Annotated in this window: 18 protein-coding genes and 3 pseudogenes; 14 read left to right on the top strand and 7 right to left on the bottom strand. The window is 62.4% G+C overall.

Annotation, left to right across the window (positions count from 1 at the left end):
- Positions 1-2 precede the first annotated feature (2 nt).
- The 3 genes from GRZ55_RS19530 to GRZ55_RS19540 all read left to right on the top strand — a co-directional run bounded on the left by GRZ55_RS19530 (position 3) and on the right by GRZ55_RS19540 (position 2029).
- Entirely contained in the window at positions 3-1166 is a 1164-nt protein-coding gene (locus GRZ55_RS19530; protein ID WP_169288637.1) for a TniQ family protein, read from the top strand.
- A gap of 186 nt (positions 1167-1352) precedes the next feature.
- Positions 1353-1691, top strand: a complete 339-nt coding sequence (locus GRZ55_RS19535) for a type II toxin-antitoxin system RelE/ParE family toxin (RefSeq protein ID WP_169288638.1) — start codon at positions 1353-1355, stop codon at positions 1689-1691.
- A complete protein-coding gene (locus tag GRZ55_RS19540) occupies positions 1688-2029 on the top strand; it encodes a DNA-binding transcriptional regulator (RefSeq protein WP_169288639.1) in 342 nt (113 codons plus the stop codon). Before GRZ55_RS19535 ends, GRZ55_RS19540 begins: the two co-directional genes overlap by 4 nt.
- Before the next feature lie 17 nt (positions 2030-2046).
- Here the strand turns inward: GRZ55_RS19540 and GRZ55_RS19545 are convergent, their stop codons facing one another.
- Entirely contained in the window at positions 2047-3171 is a 1125-nt protein-coding gene (locus GRZ55_RS19545; RefSeq protein WP_169288640.1) for a site-specific integrase, read from the bottom strand.
- Between the two features lie 99 nt (positions 3172-3270).
- Between GRZ55_RS19545 and GRZ55_RS19550 the strand changes: the two genes are divergently transcribed.
- The 10 genes and pseudogenes from GRZ55_RS19550 to GRZ55_RS19595 all read left to right on the top strand — a co-directional run.
- Positions 3271-3549 (top strand): DUF1778 domain-containing protein, encoded by a 279-nt coding sequence (locus GRZ55_RS19550; protein WP_169288641.1) that lies wholly within the window; start codon positions 3271-3273, stop codon positions 3547-3549.
- Positions 3546-4073 (top strand): GNAT family N-acetyltransferase, encoded by a 528-nt coding sequence (locus tag GRZ55_RS19555; RefSeq protein ID WP_169288642.1) that lies wholly within the window; start codon positions 3546-3548, stop codon positions 4071-4073. The genes GRZ55_RS19550 and GRZ55_RS19555 overlap by 4 nt, the downstream gene beginning before the upstream one ends.
- 260 nt (positions 4074-4333) lie before the next feature.
- Entirely contained in the window at positions 4334-5950 is a 1617-nt protein-coding gene (locus tag GRZ55_RS19560) for a Mu transposase C-terminal domain-containing protein (RefSeq protein ID WP_169288643.1), read from the top strand.
- Entirely contained in the window at positions 5943-6824 is an 882-nt protein-coding gene (locus GRZ55_RS19565; protein WP_169288644.1) for a TniB family NTP-binding protein, read from the top strand. Before GRZ55_RS19560 ends, GRZ55_RS19565 begins: the two co-directional genes overlap by 8 nt.
- Complete coding sequence (locus GRZ55_RS19570; protein ID WP_169288645.1) at positions 6821-7930, top strand: TniQ family protein; 1110 nt, start codon at positions 6821-6823, stop codon at positions 7928-7930. Before GRZ55_RS19565 ends, GRZ55_RS19570 begins: the two co-directional genes overlap by 4 nt.
- Positions 7931-8203: 273 nt before the next feature.
- Positions 8204-9226 (top strand): DUF1403 family protein, encoded by a 1023-nt coding sequence (locus GRZ55_RS19575; protein ID WP_169288646.1) that lies wholly within the window; start codon positions 8204-8206, stop codon positions 9224-9226.
- A gap of 5 nt (positions 9227-9231) precedes the next feature.
- On the top strand, positions 9232-9954 hold the full coding sequence (locus GRZ55_RS19580; RefSeq protein ID WP_169288647.1) for an SMC-Scp complex subunit ScpB: 723 nt from the start codon (positions 9232-9234) through the stop codon (positions 9952-9954).
- A gap of 97 nt (positions 9955-10051) precedes the next feature.
- Entirely contained in the window at positions 10052-11038 is a 987-nt protein-coding gene (locus GRZ55_RS19585; RefSeq protein WP_169288648.1) for an AAA family ATPase, read from the top strand.
- A gap of 17 nt (positions 11039-11055) precedes the next feature.
- Positions 11056-13524, top strand: coding sequence for a S8 family peptidase (locus GRZ55_RS19590; protein ID WP_169288649.1), 2469 nt, complete (start codon positions 11056-11058; stop codon positions 13522-13524).
- A gap of 192 nt (positions 13525-13716) precedes the next feature.
- A pseudogene (locus GRZ55_RS19595) lies at positions 13717-13974 on the top strand (transposase); the annotation flags it as partial.
- A 14-nt stretch (positions 13975-13988) separates the two neighbouring features.
- Here GRZ55_RS19595 and GRZ55_RS19600 read toward each other — a convergent pair.
- From GRZ55_RS19600 to GRZ55_RS19610, 3 genes are read right to left on the bottom strand one after another with little or no spacing between them, the layout of a single operon-like run.
- Positions 13989-15518, bottom strand: a complete 1530-nt coding sequence (locus GRZ55_RS19600) for an IS66 family transposase (protein WP_169288650.1) — start codon at positions 15516-15518, stop codon at positions 13989-13991.
- A gap of 58 nt (positions 15519-15576) precedes the next feature.
- Positions 15577-15933, bottom strand: a complete 357-nt coding sequence (tnpB, locus tag GRZ55_RS19605; RefSeq protein WP_169288651.1) for an IS66 family insertion sequence element accessory protein TnpB — start codon at positions 15931-15933, stop codon at positions 15577-15579.
- The gene (locus tag GRZ55_RS19610) at positions 15930-16376 is read right to left on the bottom strand and encodes a transposase (RefSeq protein ID WP_169288652.1); all 447 of its coding nucleotides are present in this window, start codon (positions 16374-16376) and stop codon (positions 15930-15932) included. The genes tnpB and GRZ55_RS19610 overlap by 4 nt, the downstream gene beginning before the upstream one ends.
- A 77-nt stretch (positions 16377-16453) precedes the next feature.
- Here GRZ55_RS19610 and GRZ55_RS19615 point away from each other — a divergent pair.
- A pseudogene (locus GRZ55_RS19615) lies at positions 16454-16900 on the top strand (transposase); the annotation flags it as partial.
- A gap of 55 nt (positions 16901-16955) precedes the next feature.
- On the opposite strand, the pseudogene GRZ55_RS19620 reads toward GRZ55_RS19615, so the two are convergent.
- From GRZ55_RS19620 to GRZ55_RS19630, 3 genes and pseudogenes are all read right to left on the bottom strand, one after another.
- A pseudogene (locus GRZ55_RS19620) lies at positions 16956-17186 on the bottom strand (IS6 family transposase); the annotation flags it as partial.
- 177 nt (positions 17187-17363) lie between these two features.
- Positions 17364-17711 carry a transposase gene (locus tag GRZ55_RS19625; protein ID WP_169288653.1) on the bottom strand — a complete coding sequence of 116 codons (348 nt, stop codon included), beginning with the start codon at positions 17709-17711 and terminating at the stop codon, positions 17364-17366.
- 246 nt (positions 17712-17957) lie between these two features.
- Positions 17958-19190, bottom strand: a complete 1233-nt coding sequence (locus GRZ55_RS19630) for a DUF3422 domain-containing protein (RefSeq protein WP_169288654.1) — start codon at positions 19188-19190, stop codon at positions 17958-17960.
- Positions 19191-19211 lie beyond the last annotated feature (21 nt).

Raw genomic sequence — 19211 nt, forward strand, 5'->3', positions numbered from 1 at the left:
GGATGGCGACAAGGCTGCCTATTCATCCTCAGCCATTGCCGCAAGAAGCTTTGTCTTCATGGCTGTGGCGGCTCGCCGATGCATATGACATGGGCGCCGGAGAATTCGCCGAAGCTGCCTTGGGGATAAAGAGACCTGATATCGAACTGGTGGATTTCTGGCCATCAGCTTCTTTGATCCAGAAGCTGGCGGAACGCACGGGTGTTACTGCCGACCGGATCCGTGCCATGACGATGGCGGCATATGTGCCCTATCTGGTCGACAGTCTGGCGTCGCGAGGCGACATCTTCCCCACCTATTGCTGTCAGTTTGGCGTCTTGGAAAACCCGGTGTTGCGGGTACGATCGTTACAGGCTGCCTGGTGGCTCCCCTGGATCTCGGGCGATCTCGCCGATGGCAAAATGATTGGGTGTGTCGACTGCCTGCGAAGCGATCGGCATCGGTTCGGCCGGCTGCATTGGCGAGCGAGCTGGATGGCGAGTTGCCCGAAGCACGGCATCCTGCTGCAAGCAGCCAGTTCAGCCGAGCAATCCGGATATCCTGGTCCTCAAGAAGCCGCAGCAGAGCTCGTTTCGCTTGACGGCATGACCCTGCAGGCCGTTACGAAGGGCAGGGTACAATTGCCCGGTGGTCGCATTGTTCACGGTGGCCTTTGGCTTCGTGTTCTGCGTGGCGTTATCGACGAGATTTGCCGGCCGCGCCGCATGAAGGATGCGGTCCGTCCGATAATTGAGGCCGCGTGGGAAGCAGCAGGCCTCCCCTATCGCCATGCCCTGGGGCGCTGGGGCATTTACGAGAAGTTGGGTCGTTTGGAGCGGGCGAATGTGCTGAAAGTCGCTGCCTTAGCCATGCGACCGCTGATCAGGGCGGGCTTCCAGCCTTTGAAAGTATCCTCGCGCCCATTGGAGGCTGAAGCGTCACGGGCCGTCTCGCCTGCCGTTCTCGTGCGAGATTTCCAGCTGATGCCCATCGAAATCGAGAACATCACCATGCTGGCCCGTGAAAACGATGATGTTGCGATCGATCTGCGCCGGATGCTCAATCATCAGCCGCGCAGTGCACGGTTCGTCGCTCAAACGGACGAAGCCCTCAAAAGCTTGGGAATTCCGGTGTTGGCGCCGCTTCTCGTTGCCGGGACTCCTGATCGCACCGGTCAGCCCTACTGAAGTCAGCTTTGTCCCGCCAGTGCAGTCCACTGTGACAAATGACACCTGAGAGAGCATTTGCGAGCGGATCTCCAAAACCAGAGGATAGGGATAACCGATCCGTTGAAGGTGTCTTTTGGGGTGAGTCGGCCATTGACTCTGGCCTAGCGCCGTCGCATATATAACCCATTGGGTTATAGGAAGCGTATGCAGACCGTTGCCGAAACACCGTTGTTCATCAAGCAGGCGGCGGAGCTGTTCAGCGACGATGAGCGAAAGGAACTGATCGACTTCCTTGCGGCCAATCCGCAGGTCGGCGATGAAATCCCGGGTGCTGGTGGCGTTCGAAAGATGCGGTTCGGAGCCAAAGGCAAGGGAAAGCGTGGCGGCGCCAGGGTCATCTACTACTGGTACAGCGATGACGCGCCGATCTATGCGCTGCTGGCATATGGCAAGAATGAAAAGGTCGACCTGAAGCCGGACGAGGCAAAAGCGGTTGCCGCCTTCGCGAGGGCGATCAAGGCGGCGAACAGGAGCAGGACATGAGCGAGATGACGAAATTCGGCGCTGATCTGATCCAGGCCATGTCGGAAGCTTTGGCGCATGCTCAGGGTAAGGACGTTCCCGGCGTCAAGGTGCATAGTGTTGACGTTGGTGCGGTCGACGCAAAAGCGATCCGCAAGAAGCTCGACCTGACCCAGGATGAGATGGCAGTGGTCCTTGGGACCAGCCCTTCCGGCTACAAGAAATGGGAGCAGGGCAAACGGCAGCCGAGTGGCGCCGCCCGCACACTGCTTCGTGTCATGGACCGAGAGCCGGAGGCGGTACTGCGCGCGCTGTCGTCGTCTGATGCAGCGCCAGAAAACAAGGAAGCTGCGCACTGAGTAGGGGAGGGGGCTTTTCAGAGCCCACTCGCCTTGGTGAGATTGACCCTGAAGCGATCGCGCCGGCGCTGATATTTTCGGGTCATTTCGGCCGAGGCGTGGCCAAGCTGTTTTTGCACATAGCGCTCGTCGACCTCGGCCGATGAGGCGAGGCCGGCGCGCAGCGAATGGCCGCCAAACAGTTTTTGGCGCTCGCCTTCCGAAAGATCGCCTCGCACGCCGGCGGCCAGCGCGGCCCGCTTGACGAGGCGGGCGACCTCCTGGTCGTTGAGGCGCTCGGCGCCGACCTTTTTGCCTTGTCCTGTCACCCTGCGGAACAGTGGGCCGTGGATGATGCGGGCAAACTTGATCCAGCTTTGCAAGGCCACGACGGGGCAGGTGGCGTCGGACGAGCCGCGACCGATCTCGACCTCGCGCCAGCCGGTTTTTCCCCGAAGGGTCACCAGCAGGCCCTTGTCGGGGAAAACTTCCACCCAGCCACGGCCGTCCTCGGTCTGGTCGCGGCCGGCATCGAAGCCGACAATCTCGGAACGGCGCAGGCCGCCGGCAAAGCCCAAAAGCAGCATGGCGCGGTCGCGCAACCCTCTGAGCGTCCCACGATCCAATGTCTCCAGCATGGCGATCAAGTCTTCCGGCAGGATCGCTTCCTTCTGACGGGGTGGGGCGGCATGTTTGTTGCGGATTCCGGCCATCACCGTCGCGATATGACGGTCCTTGCGGTCGAGTGGATGGCCGCGCTGCGCAAAATTCCAGGAGAGCGAAGAAAGCCGGCGCTCGATCGTCGCCACCGATTTTTTCTCTCCGGTCGCCGTGCCAGCGTCCGTGCCGGAGGCGAGCGCGGTAATGTAAAGCCCGACCACCTGCGGATCGGGCGGCATGAGCGAAAAACCCTGGCGGCGGCACCAGCTGGCAAAATGGCGCCAGTCGGCGGCATAGGCGCGGCGGGTGTTTTGGGAACTGGCTGCCTCGACATAGTCGCGCGCCCGACCGGCGAGACCTTCCAGATGACCAGGAAGTCGCTTGGCGTCTCCTGTCTGGGCGGGCGGGGCAGGGGAGGGGGACATATCTGCGTCGACCGTCTGCCGGCCCATTGCCATCACCACATCGATGATGTCGGGAAGATCGTCCTCGTCAGGATTCATGAGGAAGCCTCAAGATTGTGCGCATTCAATGAGTACGCACTTGCCATCGGGGCAGGCAAGGCGTATCTTGCCTGGATAGGCAATTCCAGGATCAAAACCATGGCGCGCGCAGCCCTTGATGATACCGATCGGATGAACATCCGGGTGAAGCCGGAGGTAAAGGCACGCCTGCTTCGGGCCGCGGCACTTCGCCATACCGATCTTACCAGCTTCGTAACCCAATCGGCCTTGCGCGAGGCGGAAACCGTCATTGCCGAAGCCGACGTCATAAAGGTTTCGGAGCGCGATTTCGGCCGTATCCTCGAGCTTCTCGACAATCCGCCGAGGCCGAACGAAAAACTGCGGGCGGCGGCCAAGGCCCTACCCAAAACGCTTTGATGCTGCCCCCCTGGCACGAAGAGGCGATCACGAAATCCCACGACCGCAAGAGTTTCGACTGCGGCGATCCCGGCATGAACATTTTCCTGCAGCGCTTCGCGCGCCAGGGGCACCAGCAGAATGCCGCAAAGACGTTCTGTGCGATCTCCGACGACGCGCCCGACCGGATCCTCGGCTTCTACAGCCTGGCCCCGGCCTCGGTCGAATATGACGCCGTTTCCGCCGCGATGGTGAAGGGCCTGGCCCGTCACAGCGTGCCGGGATTTCTTCTGGCACGGCTCGCCGTCGACAAATCGGTGGCGGGCAGGGGGCTCGGCGGCCAGCTTCTGCTCGCCGCCGCGCTGCGCTGCATCCGCGTCACGGAGGAAGTGGGCGGTGTTCTGATGATCATCGACGCGAAAAGCGAACGGGCGGCAAACTGGTATGCCGGCTATGGCGCCGAGCCACTTGCGGATCGTCCGTTGACGCTGGTGGCGCCGCTTATGAGTTTTGCCGCGGCCCTGAAAGACAGTGGTCATCTCTGACATCTGCCCGGGCTCGGCCGGATCATGCGGCGCATCCTTGTCGACAGCCTGTGCCGTGTCCTGTGATCGCGCTGAGCGGTGCCGAGTCCGCTTTTCGGGGTTTTGTGTCGGAATATCGTGATTCATTAGACAGCCGTTCGTTTGTTTTCAATGCCTTGCCCGTGCCGCAATTGTGAGACTGAGTCGGGGTTATTGAGACTGGCCTCGAAGTTGAGTCGGTATTTATGAGACCAGCTTGCAGCCAAACGGCGAGGCTGTCCATGGATCATGATAGCACCGATTCCGGGGCATGGGCGCAGGCCCTGTCACGCGCCGAAATCCTCGCAAAACTCTCCGATCGACCCGATGACGCGGAGCTGCGCGAAGCCATGCGTGCCCTCGGGATCAGCCGGGCGACGCTGTTCCGCTGGCTGAAGCGGTTCCGCCAGGACGAGCGCACCAGCGCTTTGCTGCCGCGCCGGCGTGGACCGAATGCCGGCATGCAGCCGCTCGATCCGGCGGTGCTCGCCGTTGTGGAGCAGCATTTCGAAAAGCTCTACGCGACACGGCGCAAGCCGACGCTGACGCGCTTCCAGCGGGAGGTGGCCGCCGATTGCCGGGCCGGGGGCCTGCCGCCACCCTCGATCCGTCGTCTGGGAAGGTGGCTAAAGAGCCGCGATCAGGCCGATCTGATGCAGCGGCGAGAAGGAGCCAAGAAATCCGAATCCGTGTTCTTGCCGACACCGGGCGGGCTGACGGCTGAAGCACCGCTCGATATCGTCCAGATTGACCATACCAAGGTCGACGTCACGGTGGTCGACCCGGTGACGCGACTGCCGATCGGCCGACCGACGCTGACGCTTGCCATCGACGTCAACACGCGTATGGCGCTGGGCTTTTCTCTTTCGCTCGAAGCGCCGTCGCTCACGGCCGTGGCGTTGTGCCTGACCCATGCGGCAATGGACAAGACGGCCTGGCTTGCTTCGCGAGGCATTGCAGCGGACTGGCCGGCGCACGGGATTCCCAAGACCATTCACGTAGACAATGGCGCCGAATTCCATGCCCGTGCCTTCGAGCGCGCCTGCGGCGAGCATCGCATCGACCTCAGCTACCGGCCGCCTGGCACGCCGCGTTTCGGTGGCCACATCGAGCGGCTGATCGGCACGATGATGGGCGCGGTGCATCTCATTCCAGGTTCGCATTTTTCCAATATCCGCGAGCGCGGCGATCTCGATCCCGAGGCCGAGGCGGTTATGACGCTCGGCGAACTCGAAACCTACATCGCGCTCGAGATCGTCGGCGCCTACCACGCCCGCATCCACAAGGCGCTCGATATGCCGCCGTCTGCTGCGTGGAACGCCCGGATCGGCGAGACCGCTGTGCGAATGCCGTCGGATCCACGACAGTTCCTGATCGATTTTCTGCCCTCCGAGGACCGCGTCCTGCAGCGCGACGGGCTGCATCTGTTTCACATCCGCTACTGGTCGGACGAGTTGCGCTGGCTGATGGGCCGCGAGCGGCGGCGGTTGACCGTCAAATACGATCCGCGCGACCTCTCCTGCGTCTTTGTCGCGACAGAGCAGGGGTATCTCGAAGCGCGCCCGGCCGATCGCACCCGGCCAGCGATCGCGCTTTGGGAGCAACGTGCGGCGCGGCGCGCGTTGCGGGCGGAAGGGCGCCGGGCCGTCGACGAGGAGCTGATCTTTTCCACCATCCTCGCTCAACGCGCGCTGGTCGAGGAAGCGACGCGGACGACCAAGGCGATGCGACGGGATCTCGCACGGCGCGATCACCTCGCCGCGACGAAGATGATCGACGTCACGCCGCAGACCGGAACTGTCGGCGACGACCAACCGCTGCAGCTGCCCTATTTCGAAGTGGAGGAATGGGATGACTGAGGAATTTTCGCATCTCTTTCCGGCCAGCCGGGCGGTCGCCGCATTGAGCGCCGAGGAACGCATCCGCAGAATCCGTGCCGATCGCTGGATCAACTATCCCCGTGCCGAGCAGGCGTTGGCAAAGCTGGAGGGGCTGATCGTCTTCCCGCAGCGCGCCCGCATGCCCAATCTGCTCATCGTCGGCGCCAGCGGCATGGGCAAGACCATGATCGTGGAAAAGTTCTCACGCGATCATCCCTCCCGTTTCGACGCGGTGAGCGGCTGCATGCACATGCCGGTGATCGTCGTGCAGATGGTCTCGGGCCCAGACGAGGCGCGTTTCTACAAGCGGTTGCTGGCGGCGATCGGCGCGCCCGAGCCGCCGCGCGCGACGCTGTCGGTTCTGGAAAACCTGACTCTGCGCCTGCTTTCCGAGATTCGCCCGGGGCTCCTGGTCATTGACGAGGTCCACAGCCTGCAGGCAGGCTCGGTGCGCGAGCAGACGCGGTTTTTGAACATGCTGCGCTTTCTCGGCAACGAGCTCAGGATCCCGCTCGTCTGTGTCGGCACGCAGCAGGCGCGCAACGCCCTGCGCACCGACGATCAGCTGGTGCGCCGCTTCGAGGCCTTCGCGCTGCCGCCATGGCAGAATGACGAGGATTTCGGGGGCCTGATCGGCAGCCTGCAGCGCACGCTGCCTTTGCGACGGCCGAGCGAAATCGGAGCACCGATGCTCAAGCGCCTGATCGAGGTTACGGGCGGCATCACCGCCGGCGTGTTTTCGCTGATGGGCCGGCTCGCCATTGCCGCAATCGAGAGCGGCGAGGAGCGGATCGTGGCCCGTGACGTCGCCGACAAGCGCAACGTCCTGGCGCTGTTGGGAGACCCGGTGTGACCGCCGCATCGACGATGAAGTTGCTGCCGGTCGTGCCCAGACCGGCATGCGACGAGCGGCTGTCCTCCTGGCTGCATCGCCTGGCGCGCCTCTACGCGATGCCGATCGAAGTGTTTCTGGAGTGCTGCGGCCTGAGCGACCGCGGGATCGACGACCTCGAATGGCGCCTCGGGGGAGGGGAGGGGGCTTTGCTGGCGTCGCGCACCGGCATGGATGTCGAAGCTTTGAGAGCGCTGACCTTCGCCGAGATCGCGCCGCCTGCGCGCCTAATGATCGCGTCACACACCCGTTATGTCTGCCCGCACTGTCCCATCGACATCCATCTGAAATCAGCGGCGCTGCCCTGGAATTTTGGGTGCGTCGAGCATGGCGTGAGACTGCGTCCAAGGGGCGGCGGGCGGCTGCAAACACTGTTGCCCGAACGGTCATTGGCGATGCTCGACGGCTACGCGCGCGACGGTGCCGTCAGGCTGGGCGCCTGGGCACGGGGAAGGGACGAAAAGGAACCGGACGCCCGCGCCCTGCTCGTCTTCCTGACGACACGACATCGCAGATCCTCGCCGCCGTCGCTATCCGAGCAACCGCGCCTCTCGCTTGCGGCGCGGCGCGCCAACCATGATTTCCTCACCCGCCCGATCGCCCGCCAGGCGCTTTTGGTGATCGTGCCGGAATATGATCTTGTGGCGCCCGTTCTCGGCAAGCCGGTGCGGCCCGGTCTCATGGGGCTGGCGCGGGGATCGCTGCTTCAGAACTACGCGCTGGCCATCGGCGTCGGGCGGCTCGCTGCCGACCCGGTCGGCCATGCCGCGTCCGTGCTGCTGGCAAGCGATGCGGAAGGCGAGGACCGGCTCAGGGAGACCTTGCGGGCCTGGCCAGAGGCGACGCGGCGGCGGATCTATGCTCGGCTGCGGCGCGTTCGCGACAAGAGCGAGGCGCGCCAAGACCGGGGTCGCGGATTTTTTGTCGCCACAGGAGCTCACAAGGCGCGTTTGCGGGGTCTCGATGACCCGCAATGCCAGACTGGCCCAAACGCCGTCCACGGCCTTCTATGGCCGAAATCGCCGATCCGGCGGCCTCTGAAGCAAAACCGGCTGCGGAATAGGTGATATTATGCACCAGTCTCACAAATTCCGACTCGGCCAGTCTCACAAATTATGCTCCGGGAATCTCACAATCATGCGCGAGATTTCGGCTCAAGGCCTTGAGTCTCAAGAATTCCGCTCATCCGACAGAAAAACGAGCAACATGGGCCATTTCTCATATAGAGAACAAAACGACCGATAAGGCAAGATTATCGATCATTCTATCAGCGCGACAAGCACAGCGCTTTTTGTCCATTTCTGTTGCCAAAAGCGCCGCGATGAATCATCGTGCTTGCAATGATTCATCGACCCAAACCCTTTCCGCACCACCACGCCACGCTTGCCGGTGCCGCTTCGACCTCGCCGTTGGCAACCGTGCCGGCCTGGCTGCACCGAGCCGTACCGGATGCGAAAAGCCTTGCGGGAAAGGACCTTGAGGACCTCGCGCTCTCAGCGGGTGCCGCCATCGGCGCGCTCGATGCAATAGTCCGCCGGCAGGAGCGCTGGGCCGGCGCCTGGCGACAGCGGCTGGCGCTTGCGGCGGCCGCGGTTACGGCGAAGCAGGTGGGCCGCGTCGAGGATGAGGCGGCGCTGCGCGATGCCGTGCTGCTCACGCGACCGGGCGAGTTTTTGTCTGTCGGCCCCGCCGGGCTTTTGCTGCTCGCCTGGCGCCGGCTGGCATCGAGGCCGGCGGATGAATTGTTGACGTTGAAGAGCCTTGCAGCGGTTCTGGAAGAGTTCGGCTACGCCCCGGATGATGAGGTGGTCAGCGATCTGGCGGATGATCTCCGACAACTGGCGAACGGCGCTGGCATGGTCGCAACGCTGACCGGTTCATTCATGGCCGCAGAACGCCACGGCCTTGCGCGCGCCGTCGGAGCCTGGCTCGCCGATGCCCTGCTGGCGCAACGCCTGGGTTGGCCACATGCGCTGCCGCTGCTCGGCGCCGAAGCAGCCTTGGGCATAAGCGCGCGCTCGCGTCGATCGGCAGCCAGTTTTGTGGCGACAGGCATTGAGACAGATCCTGAGCGTGCCAAAGGTCTACTTGCCGCGCAGGCGCGTGCCGCGATCCGCGCCATCGATCTGTCCGCCGACCTCGAGCGTCGCGCGAGCCGGATGCTTGCCGTTGCGCCGAAACTCCGGGCCAAGGCGGCAGACACCGTTGTCGACAAACTGCTGTCCGACGACGCGATCGTCGCCTCCGAAAGAATCTCCGGCATGAGCGATCGCGGATTGCGCCGCCTGTTCGACCGGCTGGTTGAGCTCGGCGCTGTGCGCGAACTCTCTGGGCGGACGACCTTCCGCATTTACGGGCTCTGACGACCATGGCGGAGACGACGCGCAAACGACGAGGCCGGGCCGACGAGGATGCACTGTTCGATCGGGAATTGGATCATCTGCCGCCGGAAGCCCGCTGGCGCGAATGGATGCATCGGGTCGAGGCGACCATTTTTGCTGCCAGTGAGCCCGTTACCCGCGAGACGCTGGCGCGGGTGGTGGGCAAGGGTTGCAGCATCGATCTTCTGATCGACGACATTCGCGAAGAGCTGCGCGGGCGGCCTTACGACCTGGTCGCCGTCGCTGGTGGTTTTAGGCACGTGACCCGGCCGGCCTACGCCGACGCTATCCGCGCCGCAGTCGGCAGCAATGAGACGGCAACCGATCTGACCCAGTCCGAAGTCCTCGTGCTGATGTGCATCGCCTATTTCCAGCCGATCACGCGCGGAGAGCTGTCGTCGTTTTTCGGCAAGGAGATATCTCGCGATCTGATCGGCCATCTGCGCGGCGCGAAGCTGATCGCGTCCGGTCCGCGCAGCCCGACAGCGGGTGCGCCCTACACCTACGTTACGACGAAGGAGTTTTTGCTGGAGTTCGGGCTCGATACGCTGCGCGACCTGCCGGATTTTGAGGCGCTTGAGGATGCCGGGCTGCTGTCGAAAGATAAATTGTTGGCAGGCGCTATCCCGGCCGGGCTGAGCCGCGACGAGGGTTATGCTGAGGAGGACTTGGCAGACACCGACCACCCGACGACAACTGCGGCTGAATGACAAGGGAAAAAACACAATTGCGCGATACAAATCACCGCTGAAGAGTTAACATCGTAGCCGCGTTTCCGAGTTGCCGGAGACCTGAAAAGAAGAGCTTATGACCACCGCTCGCCATATCGTGACGCTGCTTAAGAGCCACATTGCCGGCGATGAGGATCGTTTCCTCGCCACCGCGATGCAGCTTGCTGCGCATGAGGCGCGTCAGGGTCATGGCAAGCTGGCGCAAGAGCTCAAGAATCTGATCGATGCTGCCAAGGGCAGCGATACCGGGATCGTGAAGAACGGTCGGCCGGTTCCCCTTGTTCAGCCAAAAGGCGAACTCGCCGGGCTCCTGCATGCGCACTATCCCGACTTGAGGCTGACCGACATGATCCTGCCGGATAGCCTTCGAGCGCGCTTGCAACGCGTGCTTGGCGAGCAGCGTCAGCAAGCCAGCTTGCGCGAACACGGTCTGGCACCCCGTCGCAAGCTTCTCCTGGTCGGTCCGCCCGGGTCCGGCAAAACGATGACCGCGTCGGCATTGGCCGGCGAGCTCCATCTCCCCCTATTCACGATCCTCCTCGATGGATTGATCACCAAGTTCATGGGAGAGACGGCCGGCAAGCTGCGGCTCGTATTCGATGCGATTCAGGCGACGCGTGGAATATATTTTTTCGACGAGTTCGACGCCATCGGCGCGCGGCGAGGAGAACGCCACGATGTCGGGGAAATTCGGCGTGTGCTCAATTCGTTCCTGCAGTTCCTCGAGCAAGATGACAGCCAAAGCCTAATCATCGCGGCCACGAACCATCCCGAACTGCTCGACAAAGCCTTGTTCCGCCGGTTCGACGACGTCATCGAATACACGGTCCCCGACCGGTCGCTCATCGAGGCGTTGCTTCGGGCTCGGCTCGATCGCTTCGATACCAGAGGGCTTGCGTGGAAGGAGGCGGTATCTCAGTCCGAGAGATTGTCACAGGCCGAGATCACCCGTGCGGCGGACGATGCAGCAAAAAACATCATATTGCGGGGCGAGAAACGGATCACCTCGGAGGCCCTCATCGAGGCGCTGACGGAACGTCGGCAGGCCTCGCTGCCTGAGTAGCGACAGCATAGGCTAGAATGGCAGACGACTTCCCGCGCGACCGCCCTCATATCCACCTCCGCAACAACGGCATCGGAGAAGCTTATCGGCGGCCGAACCAAAGGATCGAGCCGCCGCCGCTCCCAGCGCGTGATCGGGCAGCACATGCTGCTGCCCTCACGCAATCGATTGAACAGGCCGTCGAAGCTGCGCGCCAGCAGACTGCAGCACGTGATGGGCAGCTAACAGTAGGAATGCCCGGCTTCTACCTAGAGATCGATTTGCCAGCCTCGGAGCGAGCCGCTCTCGATCAGTTGGCCGATCGTCGTCAGAACATGGAACTCGTCGCCGTGCACGAGCCGGAGCAGCCCGGTGCTCCTATCACAGCATCGGTGTTCGTCCCCCAACGCGCGGAAGCTTACTATCTGAGGAAGGTCGAGGCCTATCGAGATGTTGATACCAACCGCGGCAGGCCGAGAAACGAGCCGCTTGTCTCGCGTATGGAAACTGTTCGCTTGGCGACGGCAAGGTCATTGTTCACCGACGGCTCCGAGCTCTTTCCTCAAGCTGCCGACGAAGACATTTGGTGGGAAATCTGGCTACGCGAGGGACACCGCGAGGACTTTGAGCGCATAGCCCACGCGCTTAACATCACGTTGCGCGCGCACTCGGTCAGGTTTCCTGAACGGGTGGTCATGCTGGCGCTCGCGAGCGCGGCCACACTCGACCGGCTGGTTGCGCATAGCGACGTCATAGCCGAGCTTCGGCGCGCGAAGGATACGCCGTCCTTCTTCATGGGTCTCGGCGGCGCCGAGCAGAGGGACTGGAGTGACGAGCTTCTGCAGCGCGTGACACCGAATGAAGCCGACATCGCAGTCTGCATTCTCGACAGCGGCGTGCGTCGCACTCATCCGCTCATCGAACTCGCGCTCGCCGGCGAGGACTGGCACACCATCAAGCCGGCCTGGGGCGCCGACGACACGCCTGCATGGAGCGGACACGGTACGCGGATGGCAGGGGTCGGCCTCTACGGTGATCTGGTGCCCGTCCTGGCAGGCGGCGATTCGGTCCCGTTGCCCTTCCGACTTGAGAGCGTTCGCATTTTGCCGCCGGAGGAGGAGGCGAACGATCCAGAACTTTATGGCGCTATCACCGGCGAAGCGATCGCTCGCGCCGAAGTGCAGGCCCCGAACCGTCGCCGCGCAATCGCGATGGCGATCACCAGTCCGAACACAGGTCGCGGAAGACCGACATCGTGGTCTGCAGCCGTTGACCAGCTCTGTTTCGAGGAAGAGCAGCGACGCCTGATCATTCTCTCGGCCGGCAATATCGGCGATGACCTCATGCCAGCCGATCACCTGACTCGGAACGACCTAGAGGCGGTCGATGATCCATCTCAGGCCTGGAACGCGCTGACGGTCGGCGCCTTCACAGATAAGGTCAATATCGTTGACGCTGCCTTTGCAGGCTATGCACCGATTGCGCCTGCGGGCGAGCTCTCGCCGCGCAGTCGCACCTCGGTCGTTTGGGACCGGCAGTGGCCGGTGAAACCGGAGGTCGTTTTTGAGGGCGGAAATCTCGGCCATGACGGCGTACTTCCCGGCGAGCCGATTGACGATCTGCAGATATTGACAACCTTCTATCGTCCTGACCTGCGCCACTTCACGACCATTGGTGATACGAGTGCGGCGACGGCGCATGCGGCGCGGATGGCGGGACAGATATTGTCAGCTCGCCCCGAGCTGTGGCCCGAAACGGTGCGAGCCTTGATGGTCCATTCGGCTGAATGGACACCGGCCATGCGCGCTCGCATCGACGCCTGCAATGGCGCGAAGGGCCAAATTCACGCGCTGGTGCGGCGCTATGGTTACGGTGTGCCGGATCTGGGGCGCGCACTTTTGTCGACCGTGAATGATCTGACGCTCATTGTCGAAGATGAGCTGCAGCCATTTCAGCGCGAAGGCAGCGCCGCCGCGAAAACGCGTGACATGAAGTTGCATCGTTTGCCTTGGCCAAAGGAGCAACTTGCGGCGCTCGGCGCTGCACAGGTCGAGCTTCGTGCGACTCTCTCATATTACATAGAGCCCAATCCGGGCGAACGCGGATGGACGCGTCGGCATCGCTATGCATCGCATGGGCTTCGGTTCAGAGTGAAGTCGGCGACCGAGAGTGTTGATGAATTTCGGGCCCGCATTAATCAGGCTGCTCGCGACGAGGAGGAAGGGGCGCCGGCCGGAGGCGGGGAGGAGTGGCTGCTCGGCACTTTTCGGGATCGGGGCTCCCTGCATGCCGATTTCTGGTCGGGCAGCGCCGCCGATCTCGCCGAGCGGGATGCGATCGGCGTTTTTCCGGTCGGCGGTTGGTGGAAGGAGAAGCCTTACTTGGAACGTTTCAATGCCTCGGCCCGGTATTCCCTGATTGTGACCATTCGGGCGCCGGGCTCCAATGTCGACATCTTCACTCCGGTCGAAGCAGCAGTGAACGTTCCAATCGCGGTTGAAGCGTGATGCGATTGTGACTGGCGCTTGGAGTGTCGATACTCGCCGGCAGAAGACAGTCCACGCCCTCAAATTGAGCTAGTACGCAGTCACCTTAACTGCGTGTCCAAGAAACCGGCAGCAAGCCAGATGGTTCTGTCGCGAACTCTTCGGTAATGACGGCGAGGGCATGAAGGCTCCTTGGTTTCGGGGGAGTTTGTCATGTTCAAGGGCTGTCATTTCGATCGTTCGGTGATCCTGCTGTGTATTCGCTGGTATCTGGCCTACAATCTGAGCCTGCGTGACCTAGAAGAGATGATGGCCGAACGCGGCCTGAGCGTCGATCACTCCACCGTGCATCGCTGGGTCGTCCGCTTCGCGCCGCAGTTGCTGGAGTGCTTCAACCGACGCAAGCGGTCCGTCACCGGCAAGTGGCACCTGGACGAAACCTACATCAAGGTTCGCGGTCAATGGATGTATCGTAACCGCTGTTCTCAGGCCACGGCCTTGAGTGGCGTGGGGGCGTAGGCCCAGGGCAGCAGTTCGTCGAGTTGGCGTTGCGGATGGCCGGCGACGATGCGGGTGATGGCGTCGGCGAGGTAGGCGTACGGGTCGACACCGTTGAGTTTCGCTGTTTCTATTAGCGTGGCGATCGTCGCCCAATGCTCGCCACCGCCGTCGGAACCGGCGAAGAGCGCATTCTTCCGATTGAGGGCGATCGGCCTGATCGAGCGTTCGACCACGTTGGAGTCGATCTCGACGCGGCCGTCATCGAGGAAGCGACAAAGTCCAGCCCAGCGCGCGAGCGGGTAGCGGATTGCTTCGGCAAGCTTGCTCTTCTGGCTGACCAGCGTGAGTTTCCCGCGCAGCCACGGCTCAAGGGCGTCAATGACGGGACGGCTTCTCTCTTGGCGCGCGGTTCGCCGCTCTTCGGGCGAGCGCCCCCGTATCTCACTCTCGATCCTGTAGAGTTCGGCGATGCGCTGGAGCGCCTCCGTGGCGATCGGCGCGGGGCCGGACTGGGCCAGGTCGTAGAACTTGCGCCGAACATGGGCCCAGCAGAAGGCCAGGCTCACGGCGTTGCGCTCGGCCAGCGCCCGGTATCCGGCGTAGCCGTCGACCTGCAGGATCCCGACGAAGCCCTGCAGGTGCTGCAGTGGCTGCTCGGCTTTTCGGTCGGGCGCATAGAGATAAGCGACGCCGGGCGGATCGATCCCGCCCCAGGGGCGATCGTCGCGCGCATAGGCGAACAGTTGGCCCGTCTTGGTGCGGCCGCGCCCAGGATCGAGCACCGGCGCAGTTGTCTCGTCAGCGAAGAGCTTGTCGGATGCCTTCAGCCGCTCGAACAGCCGCTCGTGGATCGGCCGAAGCAAGAAGGCTGCCTTGCCAACCCAGTCGGCGAGCGTCGAGCGGTCGAGGTTCACGCCTTGGCGCGCATAGATTTGGGACTGGCGGTAGAGCGGAAGGTGATCGGCGTATTTCGACACCAGCACATGCGCCACCGTCGCCTCGGTCGGAATGCCGCCTTCGACGAGGCTCGCCGGAGCTGGCGCCTGCACCACGACCTCCTCGCAGCTCCGGCAGGCATACTTCGGCCGGCGCGTGAGGAGCACACGGAACTGGGCGGGCACGATGTCGAGGCGCTCGGAGCGATCCTCGCCCATGACATGCAGCGTTCCCTTGCAGCACGGGCAGATCTTGTCTGGGATGTCGACGACTTGCTCGATACGCGGCAGGTGCGCGGGCAGTGACCCACGGTTGGCGCGGCGCCTCCTGGCGCGAGCATCGCGCTTGGCGGGATCGGCGGTGTCTTCCTTGGCGAAGCGCTCGGCCTCGACCTGCTCTGCCTCTTCCAAGCCCAGCAGCAACTGCTCGACGGGCAAGCTCTCGGCTCTGCGGCCGAAGCGGTGACGCTGCAACTCCTTGATGATCTGGCGCAGCCGCTCGTTCTCGGCGCGCTCCGCGGCAAGCATCGCCTGAAGCGCGATCGGATCGCTGGGGAGAGGGTCGGCCGGATTGCTCACAAGGCCGATTCAATCATGGATTCCAATGCTTTGCCAGAGTCTTCGGCCGTTGATGGAATCAACTTGCCGCGACTGGAGTGCGCGTCTCGCGGGCGTCATGCACGCGCCGCCAATCCAATCCCTCCAGGAGCGCCTGCAGCTGCGCCGCCGTCAGCCTCACCACACCGTCGGTGATCGCCGGCCAGACGAACTTCCCGTCCTCCAGACGCTTCGCCAGCAGGCACACGCCGGTGCCGTCGAAGTAGACGAGCTTGACCCGGACGGCGCGCTTGGCCCTGAAGACGTAGATCGCGCCAGAGAACGGATCGGTGCCAATCGTCTCTCGCACCAGCGCCGCCAGGCCCTCGGCCCCCTTGCGGAAGTCTACAGGCCTGGTCGCCACCATGACGCGCACGACGCCGGTCGGGCCGATCACGACGGCGCCTTCAGCGCACGGATCACCGCCGCCACCGTCCTGGCGTCGGCGCCACGACCGACCCGCACGGCGACACCGTCGATCTCCAGCTCGATCACCCCGACGTCTCGCGCGGCCTTCCGCTTCCGCAGCTTCGCCGGCCGCGTTGCCGCCAGCTCCGACTTCGGCTCTGCGACCACCGCCGGAACAAGCAACGGTTCGGGTGCCGGCGATTTCGCCAACGGCACACGAGCGGCGCGACGCCAGGCGAACAGCTGCTGCGGGGACAATGCATATCGGCGTGCCACCGCGCTCACGCTCTCGACGGTCTCGTAGCTTTCCGCCACGATCCGCGCCTTCTCCTCCGGCAGCCAATCGCGCCGACGGCCAGAACCCGTGAACACCTCGAACCGCCGCGCGGGCTCGGGATCGCTGGATTTAAGCGTAGGCTCTGAAATCGTCATGTGTCGAAGCCCTCAAAGGCTCCGAACATCGTGGCTCACGACCGCATGCGAAAGGTGGCACCGGAACAGCGGTTACGATGTATCTCTACCGGGCCATCGATAGCGTCGGCGACACGGTGGAGTTCTTCTTCAGCAAACATCGTGATCTCCAGGCGGCAAAGCGCTTCCTGCGCAAGGCGTTTCAGCGTCATGGCCGCCCCGAGCGCATCGTCATCGACGGCAGCCAGACCAATCGCGAGGCAATCATTTCCTGCGACGGTGAAAGCAGGCTGCGAGATCGGTCGCGACGTTGCCTGAAGCCGATCCGCATCCGGCAAATCCAGTACCTCAACAACCGGATTGAGCAGGACCATCGGCGCATCAAGCGCCGCCTCCGGTCCATGCTCGGCTTCAAGTCGGAAGCGAGCGCCGCCATCATCCCGTCGGGCATCGAGATGATCCACATGATGCGCAAACGACAGGCGAGGTATGCCTTCAATCCCAGGCCGTCGATCGCCGAACAGTTCGATATTCTCGCTGCCTGACGGACAGGCCGAGGCGGAACTTCACGACCTCATTGCCAAGTTTGCGACAGAGCCTGTAGGTTTCGTCCAGGCGCCACTTGCCGGTGACGGACCGCTTGCGTCGGTTGAAGCACTCCAGCAACTGCGGCGCGAAGCGGACGACCCAGCGAGGCACGGTGGAGTGATCGACGCTCAGGCCGCGTTCGGCCATCATCTCTTCTAGGTCACGCAGGCTCAGATTGTAGGCCAGATACCAGCGAATACACAGCAGGATCACCGAACGATCGAAATGACAGCCCTTGAACATGACAAACTCCCTCGAAACCAAGGAGCCTTCATGCCCTCGCCGTCATTGCCGAAGAGTTCGCGACAGAACCTATTCGGCATGATGATCGGCGTCAGGCTGCCTGAGGAGCGGCATTGAAGCCCGATTTCAGCGTCTTTTCCCGGTTCTGGGCAGACTCATCCCATGGTCCTGGCGCGCTCATGGAAGATCAGCCGCTCGAAGTTGTAGGTTGTAGGCGATGTTGGCCAGGATGAGTTTCGCCTCGGCGCGAGCGACGCCGATGGTGCGGATGAAGAGGCCGAAGCGGTTCTTCTGATGGGCGAAGACATGCTCGACCGCCGCTCGGATCGTCGATTCCCCGCGTTGGCTCGCGCGATGCTCTACGGCATCGGTTTGCCAGCCGGTTTGCGGCGATGGATCCGGCTGACCAAGCATCTTTGACGCTAACCACTTCTCATTCTTCTGTGACCGGTAGGTGCTGTCAGCCCAGACCTCTGATGACGTATTTTCCGTCGGCATCCACCACATCAGTTCAGCTCCATTCATGTAGCTGTCCGCTACCGAACCAGAGATTGAACGTGGGCTCTTTCGTATTCTCTATCGCTTAGTTCACCGCGATGCCGCGCATTCCGGATGGCTTGCTGCTCCTTGTGGGTCACTCCGAACCTACACGCTGCAGCCACAGCCCTCATTCCTATCGGACGGTACATCTTCGTTAACTGGTCATCCGCGCTGAGTTCGCTGGTGACGATGGCCATAGTAAATTCCTCCCTGACTTTCATACGCAAGCCACTACGTGTGCGCTGAAAGCGCGTGTCTCACGCGAAGAACCGCGATGATCACGGTTCCAATCACAATCGGTATGGAGCCCATCATCACTAATGGATCAACATGGACACCTGCATGCTCACCTGCCTCCATGGCGGTCTTAATTAGCCCGACCAGGTAGTAGCTAATCGCGATGATGGAAAACCCTTCGACGGCCCTCTGAATCTTTACCTGTGTCGCAGCCCGGTCGGCCATTGCCTGAATCTGAACCGAGTTCTGGAACTCGATTTCGACCTGAATGCGGGTCTGAAGAAGGTTGAGCAGGTGCATCGTCGCATGCGATAATTGCTCGAGTCGGAGCGCGGTTGCCTCGCACGTCCTTATGGCAGGCTTGAAACGTCTGGACACGAACACGCCGTACCTTTGGAACCCCGGAACATGTGCCTCGCGGAGTTCAGCGATCCGCTCCTCAACGATCTTCCCATATGCTGCGGTGGCGCCAAACCGGCTGCGGGTCTCGGCCGAGGCCGAGATTACCATTGCAGAGAGTTCCGAAATCTCGTCGAGCAGCTTCCTATGCTGTGCGACGGGGGTCGACTGATTGCGGCCTGCTAGCTCCACGAGCGCGGTCTCAAACTCAGCGAGTCGCAGGGTCAGGCGACGAGCTTGAGGAAGCCCCAGCAAGGCCATCGACCGATAAGTTTCGATCTCATAGATCCTGCGAACCATGCGGCCGAGGCGATATGCGTTCAGATCTTTGTTAAACAACAGGATTTGGCTCCACCCATTTGATCGAACCCGAAAATCGGAACACACTTGCCCCGATCCCGCGCCGATTAACGACGCGACTGTGTCCGCAAATCCGAAATTGGATAGTATGGTCCCAAGTTCGTTTGATGGCTCTCCCATCACGAGGATGCGAACCTGGCAGACGAGTGTCGGTGAGGACATGCCAAGCAGATCGGCGATGTCGGAAGAAAACAACGTCGGTTTTGGCCATTCCCCCGGTTCTTCCGCCAAGCTGGTTACGCGTGTAATTGTCACAAACTCGGTATGAATCTCAACGCGGGTCTTTACCCGATGAGTGTCACACCCACCGGAAAATGTAGAGGCACCCTGATGTTCGCTTAGCGAGTTGGAGGCCCGCAGAGCGATATGTTCAACCAACGCAGGGCCAGAGAAATAGAGGGATGGCCGCGCATGAAGCTCGGCATTGAAGTTCGCGTCGTTGAAGCTTTTCGTTTCGCTGCTCTGCATGTCCGATTCCGAGTTCAAGGT

This window comes from Chelativorans sp. ZYF759 (genome assembly GCF_012911015.1).
Classification (GTDB): Bacteria; Pseudomonadota; Alphaproteobacteria; order Rhizobiales; family Rhizobiaceae; genus ZYF759.

Bases quoted from the DNA above. Each gene is read 5' to 3' on its own strand.
- GRZ55_RS19530 (WP_169288637.1), top strand. From the start codon at position 3: ATGGCGACAAGGCTGCCTATTCATCCTCAGCCATTGCCGCAAGAAGCT.
- GRZ55_RS19535 (WP_169288638.1), top strand. From the start codon at position 1,353: ATGCAGACCGTTGCCGAAACACCGTTGTTCATCAAGCAGGCGGCGGAG.
- GRZ55_RS19540 (WP_169288639.1), top strand. From the start codon at position 1,688: ATGAGCGAGATGACGAAATTCGGCGCTGATCTGATCCAGGCCATGTCG.
- GRZ55_RS19545 (WP_169288640.1), bottom strand. From the start codon at position 3,171: ATGAATCCTGACGAGGACGATCTTCCCGACATCATCGATGTGGTGATG.
- GRZ55_RS19550 (WP_169288641.1), top strand. From the start codon at position 3,271: ATGGCGCGCGCAGCCCTTGATGATACCGATCGGATGAACATCCGGGTG.
- GRZ55_RS19560 (WP_169288643.1), top strand. From the start codon at position 4,334: ATGGATCATGATAGCACCGATTCCGGGGCATGGGCGCAGGCCCTGTCA.
- GRZ55_RS19565 (WP_169288644.1), top strand. From the start codon at position 5,943: ATGACTGAGGAATTTTCGCATCTCTTTCCGGCCAGCCGGGCGGTCGCC.
- GRZ55_RS19575 (WP_169288646.1), top strand. From the start codon at position 8,204: ATGATTCATCGACCCAAACCCTTTCCGCACCACCACGCCACGCTTGCC.
- GRZ55_RS19580 (WP_169288647.1), top strand. From the start codon at position 9,232: ATGGCGGAGACGACGCGCAAACGACGAGGCCGGGCCGACGAGGATGCA.
- GRZ55_RS19585 (WP_169288648.1), top strand. From the start codon at position 10,052: ATGACCACCGCTCGCCATATCGTGACGCTGCTTAAGAGCCACATTGCC.
- GRZ55_RS19590 (WP_169288649.1), top strand. From the start codon at position 11,056: ATGGCAGACGACTTCCCGCGCGACCGCCCTCATATCCACCTCCGCAAC.
- GRZ55_RS19610 (WP_169288652.1), bottom strand. From the start codon at position 16,376: ATGACGATTTCAGAGCCTACGCTTAAATCCAGCGATCCCGAGCCCGCG.
- GRZ55_RS19625 (WP_169288653.1), bottom strand. From the start codon at position 17,711: ATGAATGGAGCTGAACTGATGTGGTGGATGCCGACGGAAAATACGTCA.
- GRZ55_RS19630 (WP_169288654.1), bottom strand. From the start codon at position 19,190: ATGCAGAGCAGCGAAACGAAAAGCTTCAACGACGCGAACTTCAATGCC.